Origin of the sequence: Streptomyces spongiicola, from assembly GCF_003122365.1 — a bacterium.
Classification (GTDB): Bacteria; Actinomycetota; Actinomycetes; order Streptomycetales; family Streptomycetaceae; genus Streptomyces; species Streptomyces spongiicola.
The window spans coordinates 2033794-2050214 of the sequence record NZ_CP029254.1 but is presented as its reverse complement, the minus strand read 5'-3'; the positions used below and the strand labels follow the sequence as shown (position 1 = coordinate 2050214).

Below are 16421 nucleotides of genomic sequence, written 5' to 3'. Positions count from 1 at the left end.
CGGACGGCTCGTGTCGGACGGCTCGGTCCCGGGCTGCCGGGACCGGACGGCTCAACGCCGGGCCGGCCCGAGCCCGGTCGGCCCGAGTACGAGGAACAGCAGGTGGGCGGCCCGAGCCCGGGTGGCCCGCAGACGGCAAGGACCGCGGGGCACCCGGGCTCGGGCCGCCCGCAGGACCGCAAGACCCGCCCGGAGGGCACCGTGCGCCGCCGACTCATCAACTCCACCCTGGCCGTGGTGCTCGTGGTGATCGCCGTCTTCGGCGTGTCGCTCGTCATCGTCGAGACGCGGACCATCGGCAACAGCGCACAGGAGCGCCTGGACTCCGAGGCGCTCCGGCTGGTCAGTGTCGTCGAGGCCAAGGTGCTGGAACGGGAGCCGGTCGACGACGGGGTGCTGGCCGAGCAGATCGGTCCGCACCGCTTCGCCAGGATCGAGATTCCCGGCAGCCCGCCGGTCGAGGTGGGACAGCGGCCTTCCGGTGGTGTGATCCGCGGCTCCGCCACCGGTGAACTGGGCGAGCGGGTCACCGTCGAGGAGTCCCGGGCCGCCGTGACCCGGGAGGTCGGCCGATCCCTCATGATCATCGCGGCGGTGGCGCTGCTCGCCGTGATCGCCGCCGTGCTGCTCGCGGTACGGCAGGCCAATCGGCTCGCCTCGCCCCTGACCGACCTCGCCGAGACCGCGGAGCGGCTGGGCTCCGGCGACCCGCGACCCCGCCACAAGCGCTACGGGGTCCCCGAACTCGACCGCGTCGCCGACGTCCTGGACGCCAGCGCCGAGCGGATCGCCCGGATGCTCACAGCCGAGCGCCGGCTCGCCGCTGACGCGTCCCATCAGCTCCGTACGCCCCTGACCGCCCTCTCCATGCGGCTGGAGGAGATCTCCGCCACCGACGACCCGGAAACCGTCAAGGAGGAGGCGCACGTCGCCCTCACCCAGGTGGAACGCCTCACCGACGTGGTGGAGCGGCTGCTCACCAACGCCAAGGACGCGCGGACCGGGTCCGCCGTCGCCTTCGACCTCGACGAGGTCGTCAAGCAGCAGATCGAGGAGTGGCGCCCGGCGTACCGCAGCGCGGGGCGCGCCATCGTCTGCTCCGGCAAGCAGGGGATGAGGGCCGTCGGGACACCGGGTGCCGTCGCCCAGGTCCTGGCCTCCCTGATCGAGAACTCGCTGATGCACGGGGGCGGCACCGTGGCCCTGCGCACCCGGGTCACCGGCAACCAGGCCGTGGTCGAGGTGACCGACGAGGGCCCCGGCGTACCGGGCGACCTGGGGGCACGGATCTTCGAGCGCGCGATCAGCGGGCGGAACTCGACGGGAATCGGCCTCGCCGTGGCCCGGGACCTCGCGGAGGCGGACGGCGGGCGGCTGGAGCTGCTCCAGCAGCAGCCCGCGGTGTTCGCCCTCTTCCTGAGCCGGGAGGCGCGCCCGCGCGAGCAGCAGCCGGAACGCACGGTGCGCTAGCGCACCGTGCACCGTGCGCTGACGCTTCGGTGCGCGAGGTGCGCGAGGTGCGCGAGGTGCGTGAGGTGCCCCGGCGGCGAGCGGGCCGCCGTCGGAACGGGCGAGCGGGTCCGGGAACGCGGTGCGTCGTCGACGGCGGGCGGTCCGGGTCAGCTGCCGACGCGGTCGGGCTGCTCCGTACGCCGCTGCTCCAGGAACGATTCGGCGGTCTGCACGGCCTCGCGGGCGGGCAGGGCCCGGAACACCCAGGTGCGGTACGACCAGAAGCGGAACAGTGTCGCCACGGCGATACCGAGGACCTTGAACACATTGCTCTGCAGCGGGCCGTCCCAGCCGAAGCCGTAGGTCGCGACGTACAGCACACCGTTCTCGATCACCAGGCCGACCGCGCTGAACAGCAGGAACAGGCTGAGTTCCCTGGTGCGGCCGCTCTTGTCCCGATCCCGGTAGGTGAAGTGGCGAAAACCCACGTAGTTGAACAGGATCGCGATGACCGTGGCGAGCAGGCTGGCGCGTACCACCGGGATCTCGGTGGTCCCCCGCAGCAGGTTGAAGGCGGCCATGTTGACGAGGAGGCCCATGGCGCCGACGGCGCCGAACTTGGCGACCTCGCGCGCGAGCCGGTTCAGTCGCACACGCAGTGCGCCCCGTTCGCTCATGGTGTCCGCTGGTCCCGTCCGGTCGACTACGTCAACCAGACCACTCTAACCAGCACCCCCGCCCGTGTGCCCGGTGGACGGCCGGTCGGGAGTCCCACCCCGCGGCCCCCGGCCCTTGTGGGATCATACGAGGTGGTGGGGTGGACGGGACCGTACGGAGCTCCGGATACCCTGGGAGGGTGACGTTCCCCGTAGTCGGCATGGTCGGCGGCGGACAGCTCGCCCGTATGACACACGAGGCAGGCATCCCCCTCGGCATCAGGTTCAAGCTCCTCAGTGACACCCCCCAGGACTCGGCGGCCCTGGTCGCCGGCGAGGTCGTCGTCGGCGACTACCGGGACCTGGACACCCTCCGTGACTTCGCCCGCGGCTGCGACGTGATCACCTTCGACCACGAGCACGTGCCCACCGGGCACCTGCGGGCCCTGGAGTCGGAGGGCGTCCCCGTCCGCCCGGGCCCGGACGCCCTGGTGCACGCCCAGGACAAGGGGGTGATGCGGGCACGGCTCGACGCCATCGGCGCTCCCGGCCCGCGCCACCGCATCGTCGCCGACCCGGCGGACGCGGCGGCCTTCGCCGCGGAGGTGGGGGGCTTCCCGGTGATCCTGAAGACCGTGCGCGGCGGCTACGACGGCAAGGGCGTGTGGTTCGTCCGGAGCGAGGAGGACGCCGCGCCGCCGTTCCGCGCCGGCGTGCCCGTCCTCGCCGAGGAGAAGGTCGCCTTCCGCCGCGAGCTGGCCGCCAACGTCGTCCGGTCCCCGCACGGCCAGGCGGTCGCCTACCCCGTGGTGGAGTCCCGGCAGGTCGGCGGCGTCTGCGACACCGTGATCGCCCCCGCCCCGGACCTCGACGGGGAACTGGCCGGGCAGGCCCAGCAACTCGCCCTGCGCATCGCGCAGGAGCTCGGGGTGGTCGGCCATCTGGCGGTCGAGCTCTTCGAGACCGCGGACGGCCGCATCCTCGTCAACGAACTCGCGATGCGCCCCCACAACTCCGGGCACTGGACCCAGGACGGAGCCGTCACGTCCCAGTTCGCCAACCACGTGCGGGCCGTGCTCGACCTGCCGCTCGGCGACCCCCGGCCCCGGGCGGCCTGGACGGTCATGGCCAACGTCCTCGGCGGCGACTACCCGGACATGTACCAGGGCTATCTGCACTGCATGGCCCGGGACCCGCAGCTGAAGATCCACATGTACGGCAAGGACGTGAAGCCGGGCCGCAAGGTCGGGCACGTCAACACCTACGGCGACGACCTGGACGACGTGCTCGCGCGCGCCCGCCACGCGGCCGACTACCTCAGAGGAACGATCACCGAATGACCACCGCTCCCGACTCGGCACCCCTGGTCGGCATCGTGATGGGCTCGGACTCCGACTGGCCCGTCATGGAGAACGCCGCCCAGGCCCTGGACGAGTTCGAGATCCCCTACGAGGTGGACGTCGTCTCCGCGCACCGCATGCCGCGCGAGATGATCGCTTACGGCGAGCAGGCGGCCGGCCGCGGACTGAAGGCGATCATCGCGGGCGCGGGCGGAGCCGCCCACCTGCCCGGCATGCTCGCCTCCGTCACCCCCCTGCCCGTGATCGGCGTGCCCGTGCCGCTGAAGCACCTCGACGGCATGGACTCGCTGCTGTCGATCGTGCAGATGCCCGCCGGGGTGCCGGTCGCGACCGTGTCGGTGGCCGGGGCACGGAACGCCGGACTGCTCGCGGCCCGGATCCTCGCCACCCAGGACGCCGACCTGCTGGCCCGGATGCGGGACTTCCAGCAGGAGCTGAACGACCAGGCGACGGAGAAGGGGAGGCGCCTGCGCACGAAGGTGGAGGGGTCCGCGGCGTTCGGCTTCGGCAAGTAGGCTTTGACCGTGGATTTTCTCGCCGAAGCCCGTTCTCTGCTCACATCCTTTCCCGTCGTCGACGGCCACAACGATCTTCCGTGGGCCCTGCGCGAACAGGTCCGCTACGACCTGGACCGCCGCGACATCGCGACCGACCAGACGGGCAGTCTGCACACCGACATCCCGCGGCTGAGGTCCGGCGGGGTCGGAGCGCAGTTCTGGTCGGTGTACGTGCGCAGCGACATGGCCGGTGACGAGGCGGTCAGCGCCACGCTGGAGCAGATCGACGTGGTGGACCGGCTGCTCGCCCGCTATCCGGCGGACCTGGCGCGCGCCCTGACCGCCGACGACATGGAGGCGGCGCGCGAGGAGGGCCGGATCGCCTCCCTGATGGGTGCGGAGGGCGGCCACTCCATCAACAACTCGCTCGCCACGCTGCGGGCGCTGCACACGCTGGGCGTCCGCTACATGACGCTGACACACAACGACAACAACGACTGGGCGGACTCGGCGACCGACGAGCCCCGGTTCGGCGGGCTGTCGGCGTTCGGCCACGAGGTGGTGCGGGAGATGAACCGCACGGGCATGCTCGTCGACCTCTCGCACGTCGCCCCGACGACGATGCGCGACGCCCTGGACACCACCGCCGCTCCGGTGATCTTCTCCCACTCCTCAGCCCGGGCGATCTGCGACCACCCGCGGAACATCCCCGACGACGTGCTGGAACGGCTTCCGGCGAACGGCGGCGTGGCGATGGCGACGTTCGTCCCGAAGTTCGTCCTCCCGGCGGCGGTCGCCTGGACCAGCGCGGCGGACGAGAACATGCGGGAACACGGCCTGCACCCCCTCGACACCACCGAGGCGGGCATGAAGGTCCAGCGGGCGTACGAGGCCGCGCATCCGCGCCCGATGGCGTCGGCGGCCACCGTCGCCGACCACCTCGACCATATGCGCGAGGCGGCCGGTGTCGATCACATCGGTATCGGCGGCGACTTCGACGGCACCGCGTTCACCCCGGCGGGTCTGGAGGACGTCGCGGGGTACCCCAACCTGATCGCGGAACTCCTCCGCCGCGGCTGGTCCCGCCCGGACCTGTCCAAGCTCACCTGGCGGAACGCCGTCCGCGTCCTCCGCGACGCGGAATCCGCAGCCCGGGACCTCCGGTCCCGCCGCGCCCCCTCCAACGCGACGCTCGAGTCGACGGCGGGCACGCCCGCACCGTGATCCGCGACGGCGTGCGACGGCGTGCGGCGGCCTGTGGCGGCCTGTGGCGGCCCGTGGCGGCCCGTGGTGCTCCCCGATTGCGTGCGGTGCCCAGGGGGGCGCTGTGTGGTCCTCCGCGATCCCCTGTGCTGATCCGCGATCCCCTGTGCTGATCCGCGATCGTCCGTGATGATCTGTAAGGATCTGTGATGGTCAGGGGTGATCCGGGGCCGTGCTCCCGCCCCGGACCCGCCTACCCGACCCGGCGCGCCCGGTAGGCCCGCATCTTCGCGCGGCTGCCGCAGACCGCCATGGAGCACCAGCGGCTGCGGCCCCCGGGGCTGCGGTCGTAGTAGGCCCAGAGGCAGTCCTCCGCCTCGCACGCCTTCAGGCGCAGCCAGGTCCCCTCGGCGGCCGCCTCCGCGATGGCCGCCGCGACACGGGAGGTCAGGCCGTCCGCTTCGGTCGCGGGGTGCAGGGTCGCGGCGCCGGCGCCGTCAACCCGGACGCGCAGCGGCGCTCCGGCCAGGATCCGGTTCAGGTCCGAGGGATGGTGTCCGGGCGCGGTGTGACCGGCGTGCGCCAGGCACGCGGCCCGCAGCGCCTCGCGCAGTTTCCTCGCGGCCGGAACGTCCGCCTCTCCGAGCCCGAACGCCGCGCGTCCGTCCTCGGTGTCCAGGGCGTCCGCGCCCGTGTCGACACTCAGTGTGTTGACCAGCGACTCGATCAGCGCGAGCCCGCCGGGTGCCGGGGCTCTGTCATTCATGGTTGCGACGTTACCCCCGCTGCGGGACCATGTGGTCACGCGTTACCGGTAGAGAGGGATTGCCGGTAACGTCGGCAATCATCCGTCCGTCCGAGAGGAAGCACCATGGCCATCGCCGCACTGGGGACCGTCGTCCTGGACTGCGCCGACCCGAGAGCACTCGCCGCCTTCTACGCCGAGATCCTGGGCGCGGGGGTGGAACCGGACGGCGACGACTGGGTCACCCTCACCGGATACCGGGGCACCCCGCTCGCCTTCCAGGCCGCCCCGGGGCACACGGCTCCCGAATGGCCGTCGCCGAAGTCCTCGCAGCAGTTCCACCTCGACCTGACCGTCGAGGACATGGACGACGCGGAGGCCCGGGTGCTGGCGCTCGGCGCGAAGCCGCTGGACGCCGAGGACCGATCCCGCGGCTTCCGCGTCTACGCGGACCCGGCGGGTCACCCGTTCTGCCTCTGCGCAGGCTGAGACGCAGGCCGAGTCTCCACGGCTGAGACGCCGGCTGAGACGCCGGCTGAGACGCCGGCTGAGACGCCGGCCGAGTCTCCGCGGCCGGAGGGCCGGCTGAGACGCGGCGGCCGGGAGGCCGGCTCAGACGCCGCGGCCGTGGCGGCGGCTGTTCAGGCGCGGGGCCGGCCCATCGCCCGGTACGTCCAGCCGGCCTCGCGCCACTCCGCCCCGTCCAGCGCGTTCCGCCCGTCGAGCATGATCCGGCGGGACGCCACCCGGCCCAGCGCCGCGGGGTCCAGCTCACGGAACTCGCGCCACTCCGTCAGGTGCAGCACCACGTCCGCGCCGCGCACCGCCTCCAGCGCGCTGTCCGCGTAGCCGAGCGTCGGGAAGAGCAGGCGGGCGTTGTCCATGCCCTTGGGGTCGTAGACGGTGACCTGGCCGCCCTGGAGGTGGATCTGGCCGGCGACGTTCAGCGCCGGCGAGTCGCGGACGTCGTCCGAGTCCGGCTTGAACGTCGCGCCCAGGACCGCGACCCGGGTGCCCAGGAAGGACCCGCCGCCCACGGCCTCCCGGGCGAGTTCCACCATGTGTCCGCGGCGGCGCATGTTGATCGAGTCGACCTCGCGCAGGAACGTCAGCGCCTGGTCCGCGCCGAGTTCACCGGCGCGCGCCATGAACGCCCGGATGTCCTTCGGCAGGCAGCCCCCTCCGAAGCCGATCCCGGCCCGCAGGAACTTCTTGCCGATCCGGTCGTCGTGGCCGATCGCCTCGGCCAGCCTCACCACGTCGCCGCCGGCCGCCTCGCACACCTCCGCCATGGCGTTGATGAACGAGATCTTCGTGGCGAGGAAGGAGTTCGCGGAGGTCTTCACCAGCTCCGCCGTGGGGAAGTCCGTCACCACGAACGGAGAGCCCTCGGCGATCGGCGTGGCGTACACCTCGCGCAGCAGCTTCTCGGCCCGGTCGCCGTCCACCCCCGCCACGATGCGGTCCGGGTGCAGGGTGTCCCGCACGGCGAAGCCCTCGCGCAGGAACTCGGGGTTCCAGGCCAGGTCCACTCCTTCGGGCGCGTGCTCGGCGAGCAGGCGGGCGAGCCGGTCCGCGGAGCCGACCGGCACGGTGGACTTGCCGACGACCAGCGCGCCGCCCTTCACCCGCGGCGCCAGCGAGGCGAACGCGGCGTCCACGTACGACATGTCGCAGGCGTACTCGCCGTGCTTCTGCGGGGTGTTCACGCAGACGAAGTGGACGTCTCCGCCGAAGTCCTCCAGCTCGTCCCACGACGTGGTGAAGCGCAGCCGCCCGCTGGATCCCTCCAGGCCGGCCACATGGCGCTCGAGCAGTTCCTCCAGGCCCGGCTCGTACATCGGTACCCGGCCCGCGGCCAGCGTCGCGACCTTCTCCGGGACGACGTCGAGGCCCAGGACCTCGAACCCCAGCTCCGCCATGGCCGCTGCGTGCGTGGCTCCGAGGTACCCGGTGCCGATCACGGTGATCTTGAGGGCCATGGGGTTGCTCCTGGGGGTGGGCGGAGGGACTGCGGGCCCGAGCATAACCGGGAGCGTGCCAGGGCATTTTTCCGCTGTCGGCAAGCTCACGTATGCCTGGCCGGCCCTGACCACTAGAGTTTGTATTACTTAACGGTAGTTAGCAGTTGCTCAGGGGAGTGAAAGACCTTGGCGCCCAAGGGAGACAAGCACAGTGCCTGACTTCGACCTGTACCGCCCGTCCGAAGAGCACGACATGCTCAGGGAGACGGTCCGCTCGCTCTCCGAGGCGAAGATCGCGCCGTTCGCGGCCGCGGTAGACGAAGAGGCCCGCTTCCCGCAGGAGGCCCTGGACGCGCTGGTGGCCGCGGACCTGCACGCCGTGCACGTCCCGGAGGAGTACGGCGGCGCCGGCGCGGACGCGCTCGCGACCGTGCTCGTCATCGAGGAGGTCGCCCGGGTCTGCGCCTCGTCCTCGCTGATCCCCGCGGTCAACAAGCTGGGCTCGCTGCCGGTGATCCTCTCCGGTTCCGAGGCGCTGAAGAAGAAGTACCTGGGACCGCTCGCCAAGGGCGACGCGATGTTCTCCTACTGCCTCTCCGAGCCGGACGCGGGCTCCGACGCGGCCGGCATGAAGACCCGCGCGGTGCGCGACGGCGACTTCTGGGTCCTCAACGGTGTGAAGCGCTGGATCACCAACGCCGGCGAGTCCGAGTTCTACACGGTGATGGCCGTCACCGACCCCGAGAAGCGCTCCAAGGGCATCTCCGCCTTCGTCGTGGAGAAGTCGGACGAGGGAGTGTCCTTCGGCGCCCCCGAGAAGAAGCTCGGGATCAAGGGCTCCCCGACCCGCGAGGTCTACCTGGACAACGTCCGCATCCCCGCCGACCGCATGATCGGCGCCGAGGGCACGGGCTTCGCGACCGCCATGAAGACCCTGGACCACACCCGCATCACCATCGCGGCGCAGGCCCTCGGTATCGCGCAGGGCGCCCTCGACTACGCCAAGGGCTATGTGCGCGAACGCCGGCAGTTCGGCAGGCCGATCGCCGACTTCCAGGGCGTCCAGTTCATGCTCGCCGACATGGCGATGAAGATCGAGGCCGCCCGCCAGCTCACGTACGCGGCTGCGGCCAAGTCCGAGCGGGGCGACGCCGATCTCACCTTCCAGGGCGCCGCCGCCAAGTGCTTCGCCTCGGACGTGGCCATGGAGGTGACCACCGACGCCGTCCAGCTCCTCGGCGGCTACGGCTACACCCGCGACTACCCGGTGGAGCGCATGATGCGCGACGCGAAGATCACCCAGATCTACGAGGGCACCAACCAGGTCCAGCGGATCGTGATGGCGAGGAACCTTCCCTAGCAGGGTTTTTGCAGGCCATTGGACTGTTTCGGGAGGCCGGGAGGGCCCCCTCGGCTTCCGGCCCGCTGCGCCCCCGTTCAGAGCCGTTGCCGGGCGTCGTGCCGGGGGAGTCGTGGGAGGGTCCTGGGCGTACCGGGCCGGAACGGCTGCTGACCTGCACCATCGAGGAGGAGGGACGGGGTCCGTCCCTCCTCCTCGATGCTTCGACCACCCGACTGGGTAGGCCGGTTCGGACGGAACCTTGGCCGCGTTCGGTGGGGCGCCGGCACTCGCATGGCGCCAGGCGCCTGCGAGCGGCGGGGGAAGGCCGTGCGCCGTGGCCACGGCTTGCTTCGGCCCCAGGCTCCTGCCGTCAGGCGCCCGGGCGCGGCCCCTGGCCGCCCCCCGCCTTGACGAAACTGTCCGCGACGGTGCCCGCGAAGTAGCGGGGGACGAAGGGGAACACGGCGGTCAGGACGTAGTGGTACGTCCCGTCCGGATACTCGGGCGTGACCGCGAAGCGCCCGTTGGCCTGGTCGAGCAGGCCGTGTCCCTCGACGAACTCGAAGTCCTCGGTGTACGTACCGTCATAGGCCCCGCCGGGCCCGCCGCTCCTGGTCCCGGACCGCAGACGGTAGGACGAGGTCAGGTCGGAGATGCCGGAATCCGGGTCCCCGGGGTCGGTGTAGCCGTACCTGGCGTAGACGGGGAATCCGTCGCCGGCCCAGCCGAGCAGGGGCGAGTGGGCGGTGGACTTCAGGACACCCGTGAGCCCCGTGGGCATCCCGTGGTAGTGGTAGGCGCCGGTCGGCTGGACATGGGCGTTGTTGTCGTCCAGGCCGAGGGTCCCCGAGGGCCCGATGGCCTCGACCGTCCAACCGGACCGCGGGTCGCGCTGGTACCACTCCGCGGCGAGGGGATCGAAGAGCACCCCGTTGATCGCGATGCCGAAGGGCTGGGGCAGCGCGAAGCGCGTGAGTTCCTGCGCCTTCGTCCCGTACAGCGGTAGATCGAACGCGTACGACTGTGCCGATATCGTGTTCGGGTTCCCGGGGTTGGGGAAGTCGCCCGTCGTGTGGTTCGGCAGCCCGTTGGCGCGGATCGAGCGCGTGCTGCCGCTGACGGTGACGTCCATCTCCGTCCCGGTGGTGCTGTCGCGGATCGAGTAGCTGCCCGTGACCTCGGTCGAGAGGACACTGGAGGAGGCGGCGGGAGCGGTCGCCCCGGTCGTCGGGGTGGCGTCGGCGACGCCCGTCACCATGGTCCTTCCGCAGGCGGACACGCCGAGGGCGGCGGCGAGGCCGCCGAGCAGGACGATCCGGCGTGAGGGACGTGAGGGACGTGAGGGACGTGAGGCGCGGGGCGGATCGGTCTCTTCTGGTGTCATGGGGCGAGTGTGCGGACCCCGCCTGTGGATGATCTGGCAGCTAGCTGTGAGCCGGCTTGAATCAGCCGGGCGGTGCTCTTCGGCGAGGGGAGCGCAAACGACGGGCCCCGGGAACGCGCGCCCTCACGGAGAGTCGCCGAGCGCAGGTGGTCGAAACGGCCCGCTGCGACAGCCGCGGTCACACACCGTTGCACGCTGCGATCGGATGCGGGTGGTGCGTGCTTCGCCGGTACGATCCGTGTGCCGGTGCGGACCGGGCCGGACGCCGGTGACGGCCTCTCGGCGCCGACCCGACCGGACGCGACCCCGCACGACACGACACGGCCCGACACGACACAGCCCGACACGGCCCGACATGACACGACACGGCCGACCGGACACGGCCGACCGGACACGGCCGACCGGACACGGCCGACCGGACGGGCGCGGGGCTCGTCCGCGTCGTCGGGCTCCCGTCGTCGTGTTCTTCGCGGGCCTGCGACGAGAGCTGCCGGTCCGCGGGCCGGACATGACCGTGTCCCCCGCCGAGGGCATGATGCCGAAGCAGCCGCCCCATGGCCCCGGCCCTGCCCTGGCCGCGGCGGGAAGCCCACTCCCCGGGAGGACACCGCATGAGCCCGCCGCAGGGCATCGAAGTCCCCGCCGCCCTGGTCGCGTCGTACACGAGGAACGGTGGCGAGGGGGAACGGTCCTGGATCGCGCGGCTGCCCGTCCTGGTGGCGGACCTGCTCGACCGGTGGCAGCTGGAGCGCGACGGAAGTATCGCCTCCGGCGAGGCCTCACTGGTGGTGCCGGTGCGCCGCACCGACGGCACCCGCGCCGCGCTCAAGCTCCAGATGCCCCGCGAGGAGACGACCGCCGCGCTGATCGGACTGCGCGCATGGAACGGCGACGGCATCGTGCGGTTGCTCGACCACGACCCGCCGAGCGGCGCCTCGTTGCTGGAGCGCCTGGACGGCTCACGCACTCTGGCGTCCCTCGGGGACGACGACGTGGCCCTGACCACCCTGGCCGGGCTGATGGCCCGGCTGCACTCCGTCCCGGCACCGGAGGGTCTGCGCGGCCTCGGTGACGTCGCACGCGACATGCTGGCGTCCGTACCGGCGGCCGCGGCCGCCCTGCCGGACCCCGAGGACCGGCAGCGGCTGCAACGCTGGGCGTCGGCGGTCGCCGAGCTGGTCGGCGAGCCCGGCGACCGGATGCTGCACTGGGACCTGCACTACGGAAACGTGCTCGCCGCCGAGCGCGAGCCGTGGCTGGCCATCGACCCCGAACCCCTCGTCGGTGACCCGGGCTTCGACCTGTGGCCGGCGCTGGACACCGGCTGGGAGAGGTTCCATGCCACCGGGGAAGCTCCACGGGTGGTGCGGCGCCGTTTCGACCTGCTGACCGAGGTGCTCGGGCTGGACCGCCGGCGGGCGGCCGTCTGGACCCTGGCCCGGCTGCTGCAGAACACCCTGTGGGACATCGAGGACGGCCGGACCGCGATCGCCCTCTCCCAGACGGCCGTGGCCGAGGCGCTGCCCCGCCACTGAACACCGCACCACCGAGCGCGACGGCGCTGGGCCCGGTCACGGGGTGGACCGGTTCACGGTGCTGTGCCCGGTCACGGCACGAGGCCGAGGTCGAGGTCGAGTTCGGCCCACACGGTCTTGCGCGGTACGGGGCCCTGGGTCACGCCCCACCGCGCGGCGAGCGCTTCGACGATCAGCAGGCCGCGCCCCGACTCGGCGTCGTCGGGCGGAGGGGAGAGGGTGCCGGGGGCGGGAGGCAGCCGGTCCCCCCTGGTGTCGGTGACCTCGATCCGCAGACGCCTGCCCGCGTCCTCGACGGCGATACGGAGCTGGAAGTCCCTGCCCGCCACGCGCCCGTGGAGCGCGGCGTTGACGGCCAGTTCGGCGACGACCCGCGCCGCCGCCTCTGACGGGATGCCCCAGCAGGCCAGTTGGGCCGTGGTGAGCAGCCGGGCGAGCCGGGCTCCCCTGCGGGTGGGGGAGAGGTGGACGGTGTACTGCCGGGCAGAAGCGGAAGGTTCGGTTCGGGTGATTTCCACGTTCACATCACTCAGAGTGGCCGGTTCGCTCGTACTCTGAACAGAGCGCCGCGTGTACGGACAGTGACTGTCCGGGCCTTGGGCAGCCCTGTCCATGGTGTACGGGGCGCCGGCTGCCTGGTGTGGTGCGGGTGGCGGGGACACGGATGGAGGCGGTGTCGTATGGCGGGTGGGCTCGGCGAGGCCGGTGCGGCGGACGGGGCGGAGGAGCCGGACCCCGGCATGGAGTCGGACGACGACTCGGGCGCGGTGATCGCGATGGTCGGCAGGCAGGTGCGGCTTTGGCGCGAGGCGGCGGGGATGCGGGCGGCGGAGCTTGGCTCGGCCATCGGCTACGGCGAGAACCAGGTCTACAAGGTGGAGACCGGCAAGCGCATCCCGAAGCCGGAGTTCCTGGACCGGGCGGACGAGGTCCTCGGCGCGGGCGGGAAGCTGGCTGCGATGAAGAAGGACGTGGCGGAGGCGAGATATCCGAAGAAGGTCCGGGACCTGGCGAAGCTGGAGGCGGACGCGGTCGAGATGGGTGCGTATGCCGCCGCTGTGGTGCACGGACTGCTGCAGACCGAGGAGTACGCCCGTGCGCTGTACCAGGGGCGGCGGCCTGCCTTCTCGGAGGACCGGGTCGAGCGCCTGGTGGCCGCGCGGATGGCCAGGCAGTCGGTGTTCGACCGGCAGCCCTCGCCCCTTCTCACCTTTGTCCAGGAAGAGACGGCGCTCAGACGGCCGGTCGGGGGCAGAATGGTACTGCGTCGTCAGCTCGAACACCTGCTGGAAGTCAGCGCGTTGCGGCATGTCGAGGTCCAGGTCATGCCGACGGAGACCGAGGAGCACGCGGGCCTGGACGGCTCACATCAGGTGCTCAAACTGAGCGATGGCACGGCTGTTGCGCACAACGAGGTGCAGCTCACCAGCCGTCTGATCAGTGAGCCCAGGGAGGTCCAGATCCTGGAGATGCGGTATGGCCTGATCAGGTCGCAGGCGCTGACTCCTCGGTTGTCGCGGTCCTTTGTCGAGAAGTTGTGGGGAGAACTATGAGTGTGAAGCCTTCGTCCGGGGTCGGTTCCGGGGTGGAGTGGGTCAAGAGCAGTTACAGCACGGCCGACGGCCCCGAGTGCGTGGAGGTCGCGGCGGGGGCCGGTGCGGTGCAGGTCCGTGATTCCAAGCACGAGTCCGGTCCGCTGCTCGGCTTCACGTCCGCGGCATGGGGGGACTTCGTGGCCTACGCGGCGGGGAGTTGACCGCCGAGCACGGGACGCTCGGGCCGGGGACCACCCCTGGGCCACCCGCCCCACCCCGGCGCCATCCCCCGGTGCCGGGAAGGCCCGATGCCGGTACCACGACCACCCGGTCCGGGTACGGGACGGAGCCGGACCGCGGAACCGGCGCCTCGCCCGCGGTCGGGTCCCGTCTCCGGTCCGGCGCCTCGCCCGAGGCCGGCGGCCCGCGCCTCGGGGCCGCCGCATCGCGCCGTGGCGTTGTCAGCCCGCGGTGACGGTGACCTTCTCGTCGTTCTTGATCTGCTCCATCAGCTGACTCACCTTCTCCTTGTCCCAGACCAGGTTCCCGCCGCGGCTGCCGGAGATCGGCATGTTCATCGAGGTGCCGTCGCCCCCGTTGACGCTCTTCATCGCGAAGAACATCTCCGCCAGGTCGAACAGGGACATGTCCTGGTCGACGATCAGCGTGTCCAGACCCGAGCCCAGGGTCGGGTAGAGCCTGAACGGGTTGAGGATCGTGCCGGGCGTCGCGGCCTGGTTGGCCAGCGCGGCGAGGAACTTCTGCTGGTTCTTGGTGCGGTCCAGGTCGCTGCCGGCGAAGGCGTACCGGGTCCGGACGAAGGCGAGGGCCTGCTCGCCGTTCAGGGTCTGGGTGCCCGCCTGGAAGTCGGCGCCGGACTTCTCGTCCTTGAAGGCCTTGGGGATGTCCAACTCGACGCCGCCGAGTGAGTCCACGATGTTCGCGAAGCCGGCGAAGCCGATCTCCGCGTAGTGGTCGATCCGCAGGCCGGTGTTGTGTTCCACGGTGCGGACCAGCAGCTCGGGACCGTCCTCCGCGTAGGCCGCGTTCAGCTTCACCCGGCGGCCCTGGGCCGGGAACGTCTTGCCGGACTCCGAGCCCACGAAGGACGGTATCTCCACGTCCGAGTCGCGGGGGAGCGAGATCATGGTGTTCCCGCTGCCGCAGGCGGCGAGGATCATCATGGAGTCGGTGCGCTTGCCCTCGGCGGATCCGGTGCGCAGGCGCTTCCTGTCCTCCGCGGACAAGCCCTCGCGGCTGTCGGAGCCCACGATCAGATATGTCGTGCAGTCGCCCTCCTCGGGCCGGTCTATGACCTTGGCGAGGTCGACCTCGCGGCGCATCTTGGAGTCGGCCCAGAAGTAGGTGCCTATGGAGACCCCGAGGGCCAGCACGAGCACCGTGATCGAGCCGACCTTGAGCCGCCTGCGCCAGTCGGGCGCCGGGCGGCCGTAGGCGGGCGGCTCGCCGGGGCCGCCGTACCCGCCGCCTCCCGGGCCGGACGGTGAACCGTAGACCTGGCCCGTGCTGTAGGCGTTGTCACCGCCGTCGTACGGGACGCCGTACCCGTCGTCGTACCCCTGCGGCTGCTGCGGGATCGGGCGTCGCCGCACATGGCGCATCACACGCGGCCCCTCGGGTTCCGCGCCCCGGCTGCCGTGTCCGTATCCATCGGGCCAGTCATTCATGCGGAACAGTGTGCAGGCCGCGGCCGAAGGCCCGACAGAGCGGGTGACACATCACACCGGGGCTGTAGCGAATCTGATGCAATGCCGCGGTCCTCGGGGACCCGCATAGGGTGGAGGGCATGACAGACCAGGCCCAGCGCTCGGAGAGCGACATTCCGGGTAAGCCGACATCGGCTTCGCGTACGACCCTCAGCCACATCATGACGCACAGTGACACCAACCTCCTCGGGACGGTGCACGGCGGTGTGATCATGAAATTGGTGGACGACGCGGCGGGCGCCGTCGCCGGCCGGCACTCCGGCGGACCGGCGGTCACGGCCTCCATGGACGAGATGGTCTTCCTGGAGCCGGTCAGGGTGGGCGACCTCGTGCATGTGAAGGCCCAGGTCAACTGGACCGGCCGATCCTCGATGGAGGTCGGCGTCCGGGTACTCGCCGAGCGTTGGAACGAGTCGGCCCCCGCGACCCAGGTCGGCTCCGCGTATCTGGTGTTCGCCGCCGTCGACGCGGACGGCAAGCCCCGTCCCGTCCCTCCGGTGGTCCCCGAGACGGAGCGCGACAGGCGGCGCTACCAGGAGGCGCAGATCCGCCGCACCCACCGGCTGGCCCGCCGCCGCGCCATCAAGGACCTGCGCGAGCGCCGCGCGGCCGAGGGGTACGAGGACTGAGGCGTCACCTCGGGGGCTTCGTCCTGCCCGCAGGAATTGCCCGCCCGTCCCGGGCCGTTGCCGGGGCCACGAGGACCGACGGGCCCCGGTGGGTCCGCGCCGGTCGTATGCGCCGGGGCCCGGGTTCCGGGCCCACGGGCGTCTCGCGGCAACCGGCCCCGGGGCGTCTGCCGGTTCGTGTCGATCCGCGGCGGTGTCCCGCGGCCCCCCGGCGCACCCGGGTCCCCACACCGTCCGCCCCGCCGCCGCTGTCCGCCCCGCCGCCGCTGTCCGCCGCTGTCCGCCGCTGTCCGCCGCCAGGCCGAAGCCACTGCCGTCCGCCCCGCCGCACCGGCCGCCGCCACCGTCCGCCGCCGCTGTCCGCCGCCAGGCGATGCCCTGCCACTGCCCG

General features: G+C 71.8%; 16 protein-coding genes. 10 read left to right on the top strand and 6 right to left on the bottom strand.

Annotated elements, in window-relative coordinates; all coding sequences use genetic code 11:
• The first annotated feature begins 201 nt into the window (after positions 1-201).
• Positions 202-1470 carry an ATP-binding protein gene (locus tag DDQ41_RS08835; RefSeq protein ID WP_109297627.1) on the top strand — a complete coding sequence of 423 codons (1269 nt, stop codon included), beginning with the start codon at positions 202-204 and terminating at the stop codon, positions 1468-1470.
• Between the two features lie 149 nt (positions 1471-1619).
• On the opposite strand, the gene DDQ41_RS08830 is transcribed toward DDQ41_RS08835, so the two are convergent.
• A complete protein-coding gene (locus DDQ41_RS08830) occupies positions 1620-2129 on the bottom strand; it encodes a GtrA family protein (RefSeq protein WP_109293990.1) in 510 nt (169 codons plus the stop codon).
• Positions 2130-2308: 179 nt separating this feature from the next.
• Here DDQ41_RS08830 and DDQ41_RS08825 point away from each other — a divergent pair, with 179 nt between their 5' ends.
• The 3 genes from DDQ41_RS08825 to DDQ41_RS08815 are packed head-to-tail and all read left to right on the top strand — an operon-like array spanning position 2309 to position 5190.
• Positions 2309-3448, top strand: a complete 1140-nt coding sequence (locus tag DDQ41_RS08825; RefSeq protein WP_109293989.1) for a 5-(carboxyamino)imidazole ribonucleotide synthase — start codon at positions 2309-2311, stop codon at positions 3446-3448.
• Entirely contained in the window at positions 3445-3984 is a 540-nt protein-coding gene (gene purE, locus DDQ41_RS08820; protein ID WP_109293988.1) for a 5-(carboxyamino)imidazole ribonucleotide mutase, read from the top strand. The genes DDQ41_RS08825 and purE overlap by 4 nt, the downstream gene beginning before the upstream one ends.
• Positions 3985-3987: 3 nt before the next feature.
• Positions 3988-5190: a dipeptidase gene (locus DDQ41_RS08815; RefSeq protein ID WP_172607851.1), complete on the top strand. Its 1203-nt coding sequence runs from the start codon at positions 3988-3990 to the stop codon at positions 5188-5190.
• Positions 5191-5422: 232 nt separating this feature from the next.
• Here the strand turns inward: DDQ41_RS08815 and DDQ41_RS08810 are convergent, their stop codons facing one another.
• Positions 5423-5935, bottom strand: coding sequence for a CGNR zinc finger domain-containing protein (locus DDQ41_RS08810; protein WP_109293987.1), 513 nt, complete (start codon positions 5933-5935; stop codon positions 5423-5425).
• 105 nt (positions 5936-6040) lie between these two features.
• Between DDQ41_RS08810 and DDQ41_RS08805 the strand changes: the two genes are divergently transcribed.
• Positions 6041-6403, top strand: coding sequence for a VOC family protein (locus tag DDQ41_RS08805; RefSeq protein WP_109293986.1), 363 nt, complete (start codon positions 6041-6043; stop codon positions 6401-6403).
• Positions 6404-6555: 152 nt separating this feature from the next.
• On the opposite strand, the gene DDQ41_RS08800 is transcribed toward DDQ41_RS08805, so the two are convergent.
• Positions 6556-7896 (bottom strand): UDP-glucose dehydrogenase family protein, encoded by a 1341-nt coding sequence (locus tag DDQ41_RS08800; protein WP_109293985.1) that lies wholly within the window; start codon positions 7894-7896, stop codon positions 6556-6558.
• A 193-nt stretch (positions 7897-8089) separates the two neighbouring features.
• Here DDQ41_RS08800 and DDQ41_RS08795 point away from each other — a divergent pair, with 193 nt between their 5' ends.
• Positions 8090-9238 (top strand): acyl-CoA dehydrogenase, encoded by a 1149-nt coding sequence (locus tag DDQ41_RS08795; RefSeq protein WP_262508399.1) that lies wholly within the window; start codon positions 8090-8092, stop codon positions 9236-9238.
• Positions 9239-9590: 352 nt separating this feature from the next.
• On the opposite strand, the gene DDQ41_RS08790 is transcribed toward DDQ41_RS08795, so the two are convergent.
• The gene (locus DDQ41_RS08790; RefSeq protein ID WP_174720272.1) at positions 9591-10604 is read right to left on the bottom strand and encodes a YHYH protein; all 1014 of its coding nucleotides are present in this window, start codon (positions 10602-10604) and stop codon (positions 9591-9593) included.
• A gap of 611 nt (positions 10605-11215) precedes the next feature.
• On the opposite strand from DDQ41_RS08790, the gene DDQ41_RS08785 reads away from it, so the two are divergent.
• The gene (locus DDQ41_RS08785; RefSeq protein WP_109293983.1) at positions 11216-12139 is read left to right on the top strand and encodes an aminoglycoside phosphotransferase family protein; all 924 of its coding nucleotides are present in this window, start codon (positions 11216-11218) and stop codon (positions 12137-12139) included.
• Between the two features lie 71 nt (positions 12140-12210).
• On the opposite strand, the gene DDQ41_RS08780 is transcribed toward DDQ41_RS08785, so the two are convergent.
• The gene (locus tag DDQ41_RS08780; RefSeq protein WP_109293982.1) at positions 12211-12663 is read right to left on the bottom strand and encodes an ATP-binding protein; all 453 of its coding nucleotides are present in this window, start codon (positions 12661-12663) and stop codon (positions 12211-12213) included.
• A 156-nt stretch (positions 12664-12819) separates the two neighbouring features.
• Between DDQ41_RS08780 and DDQ41_RS08775 the strand changes: the two genes are divergently transcribed.
• On the top strand, positions 12820-13692 hold the full coding sequence (locus tag DDQ41_RS08775) for a helix-turn-helix domain-containing protein (RefSeq protein ID WP_109293981.1): 873 nt from the start codon (positions 12820-12822) through the stop codon (positions 13690-13692).
• Positions 13689-13895: a DUF397 domain-containing protein gene (locus tag DDQ41_RS08770; protein WP_109293980.1), complete on the top strand. Its 207-nt coding sequence runs from the start codon at positions 13689-13691 to the stop codon at positions 13893-13895. The genes DDQ41_RS08775 and DDQ41_RS08770 overlap by 4 nt, the downstream gene beginning before the upstream one ends.
• Positions 13896-14135: 240 nt before the next feature.
• Here the strand turns inward: DDQ41_RS08770 and DDQ41_RS08765 are convergent, their stop codons facing one another.
• A complete protein-coding gene (locus DDQ41_RS08765; RefSeq protein ID WP_262508398.1) occupies positions 14136-15362 on the bottom strand; it encodes an LCP family protein in 1227 nt (408 codons plus the stop codon).
• A 119-nt stretch (positions 15363-15481) separates the two neighbouring features.
• Here DDQ41_RS08765 and DDQ41_RS08760 point away from each other — a divergent pair, with 119 nt between their 5' ends.
• The gene (locus tag DDQ41_RS08760; protein WP_109297624.1) at positions 15482-16030 is read left to right on the top strand and encodes an acyl-CoA thioesterase; all 549 of its coding nucleotides are present in this window, start codon (positions 15482-15484) and stop codon (positions 16028-16030) included.
• Positions 16031-16421 lie beyond the last annotated feature (391 nt).

Coding starts and splice junctions, on each gene's coding strand:
- DDQ41_RS08800 (WP_109293985.1), bottom strand. CDS start 7,896: ATGGCCCTCAAGATCACCGTGATCGGCACCGGGTACCTCGGAGCCACG.
- DDQ41_RS08770 (WP_109293980.1), top strand. CDS start 13,689: ATGAGTGTGAAGCCTTCGTCCGGGGTCGGTTCCGGGGTGGAGTGGGTC.
- DDQ41_RS08790 (WP_174720272.1), bottom strand. CDS start 10,604: ATGACACCAGAAGAGACCGATCCGCCCCGCGCCTCACGTCCCTCACGT.
- DDQ41_RS08785 (WP_109293983.1), top strand. CDS start 11,216: ATGAGCCCGCCGCAGGGCATCGAAGTCCCCGCCGCCCTGGTCGCGTCG.
- DDQ41_RS08810 (WP_109293987.1), bottom strand. CDS start 5,935: ATGAATGACAGAGCCCCGGCACCCGGCGGGCTCGCGCTGATCGAGTCG.
- DDQ41_RS08830 (WP_109293990.1), bottom strand. CDS start 2,129: ATGAGCGAACGGGGCGCACTGCGTGTGCGACTGAACCGGCTCGCGCGC.
- DDQ41_RS08760 (WP_109297624.1), top strand. CDS start 15,482: ATGACAGACCAGGCCCAGCGCTCGGAGAGCGACATTCCGGGTAAGCCG.
- DDQ41_RS08805 (WP_109293986.1), top strand. CDS start 6,041: ATGGCCATCGCCGCACTGGGGACCGTCGTCCTGGACTGCGCCGACCCG.
- purE (WP_109293988.1), top strand. CDS start 3,445: ATGACCACCGCTCCCGACTCGGCACCCCTGGTCGGCATCGTGATGGGC.
- DDQ41_RS08765 (WP_262508398.1), bottom strand. CDS start 15,362: ATGAATGACTGGCCCGATGGATACGGACACGGCAGCCGGGGCGCGGAA.
- DDQ41_RS08775 (WP_109293981.1), top strand. CDS start 12,820: ATGGCGGGTGGGCTCGGCGAGGCCGGTGCGGCGGACGGGGCGGAGGAG.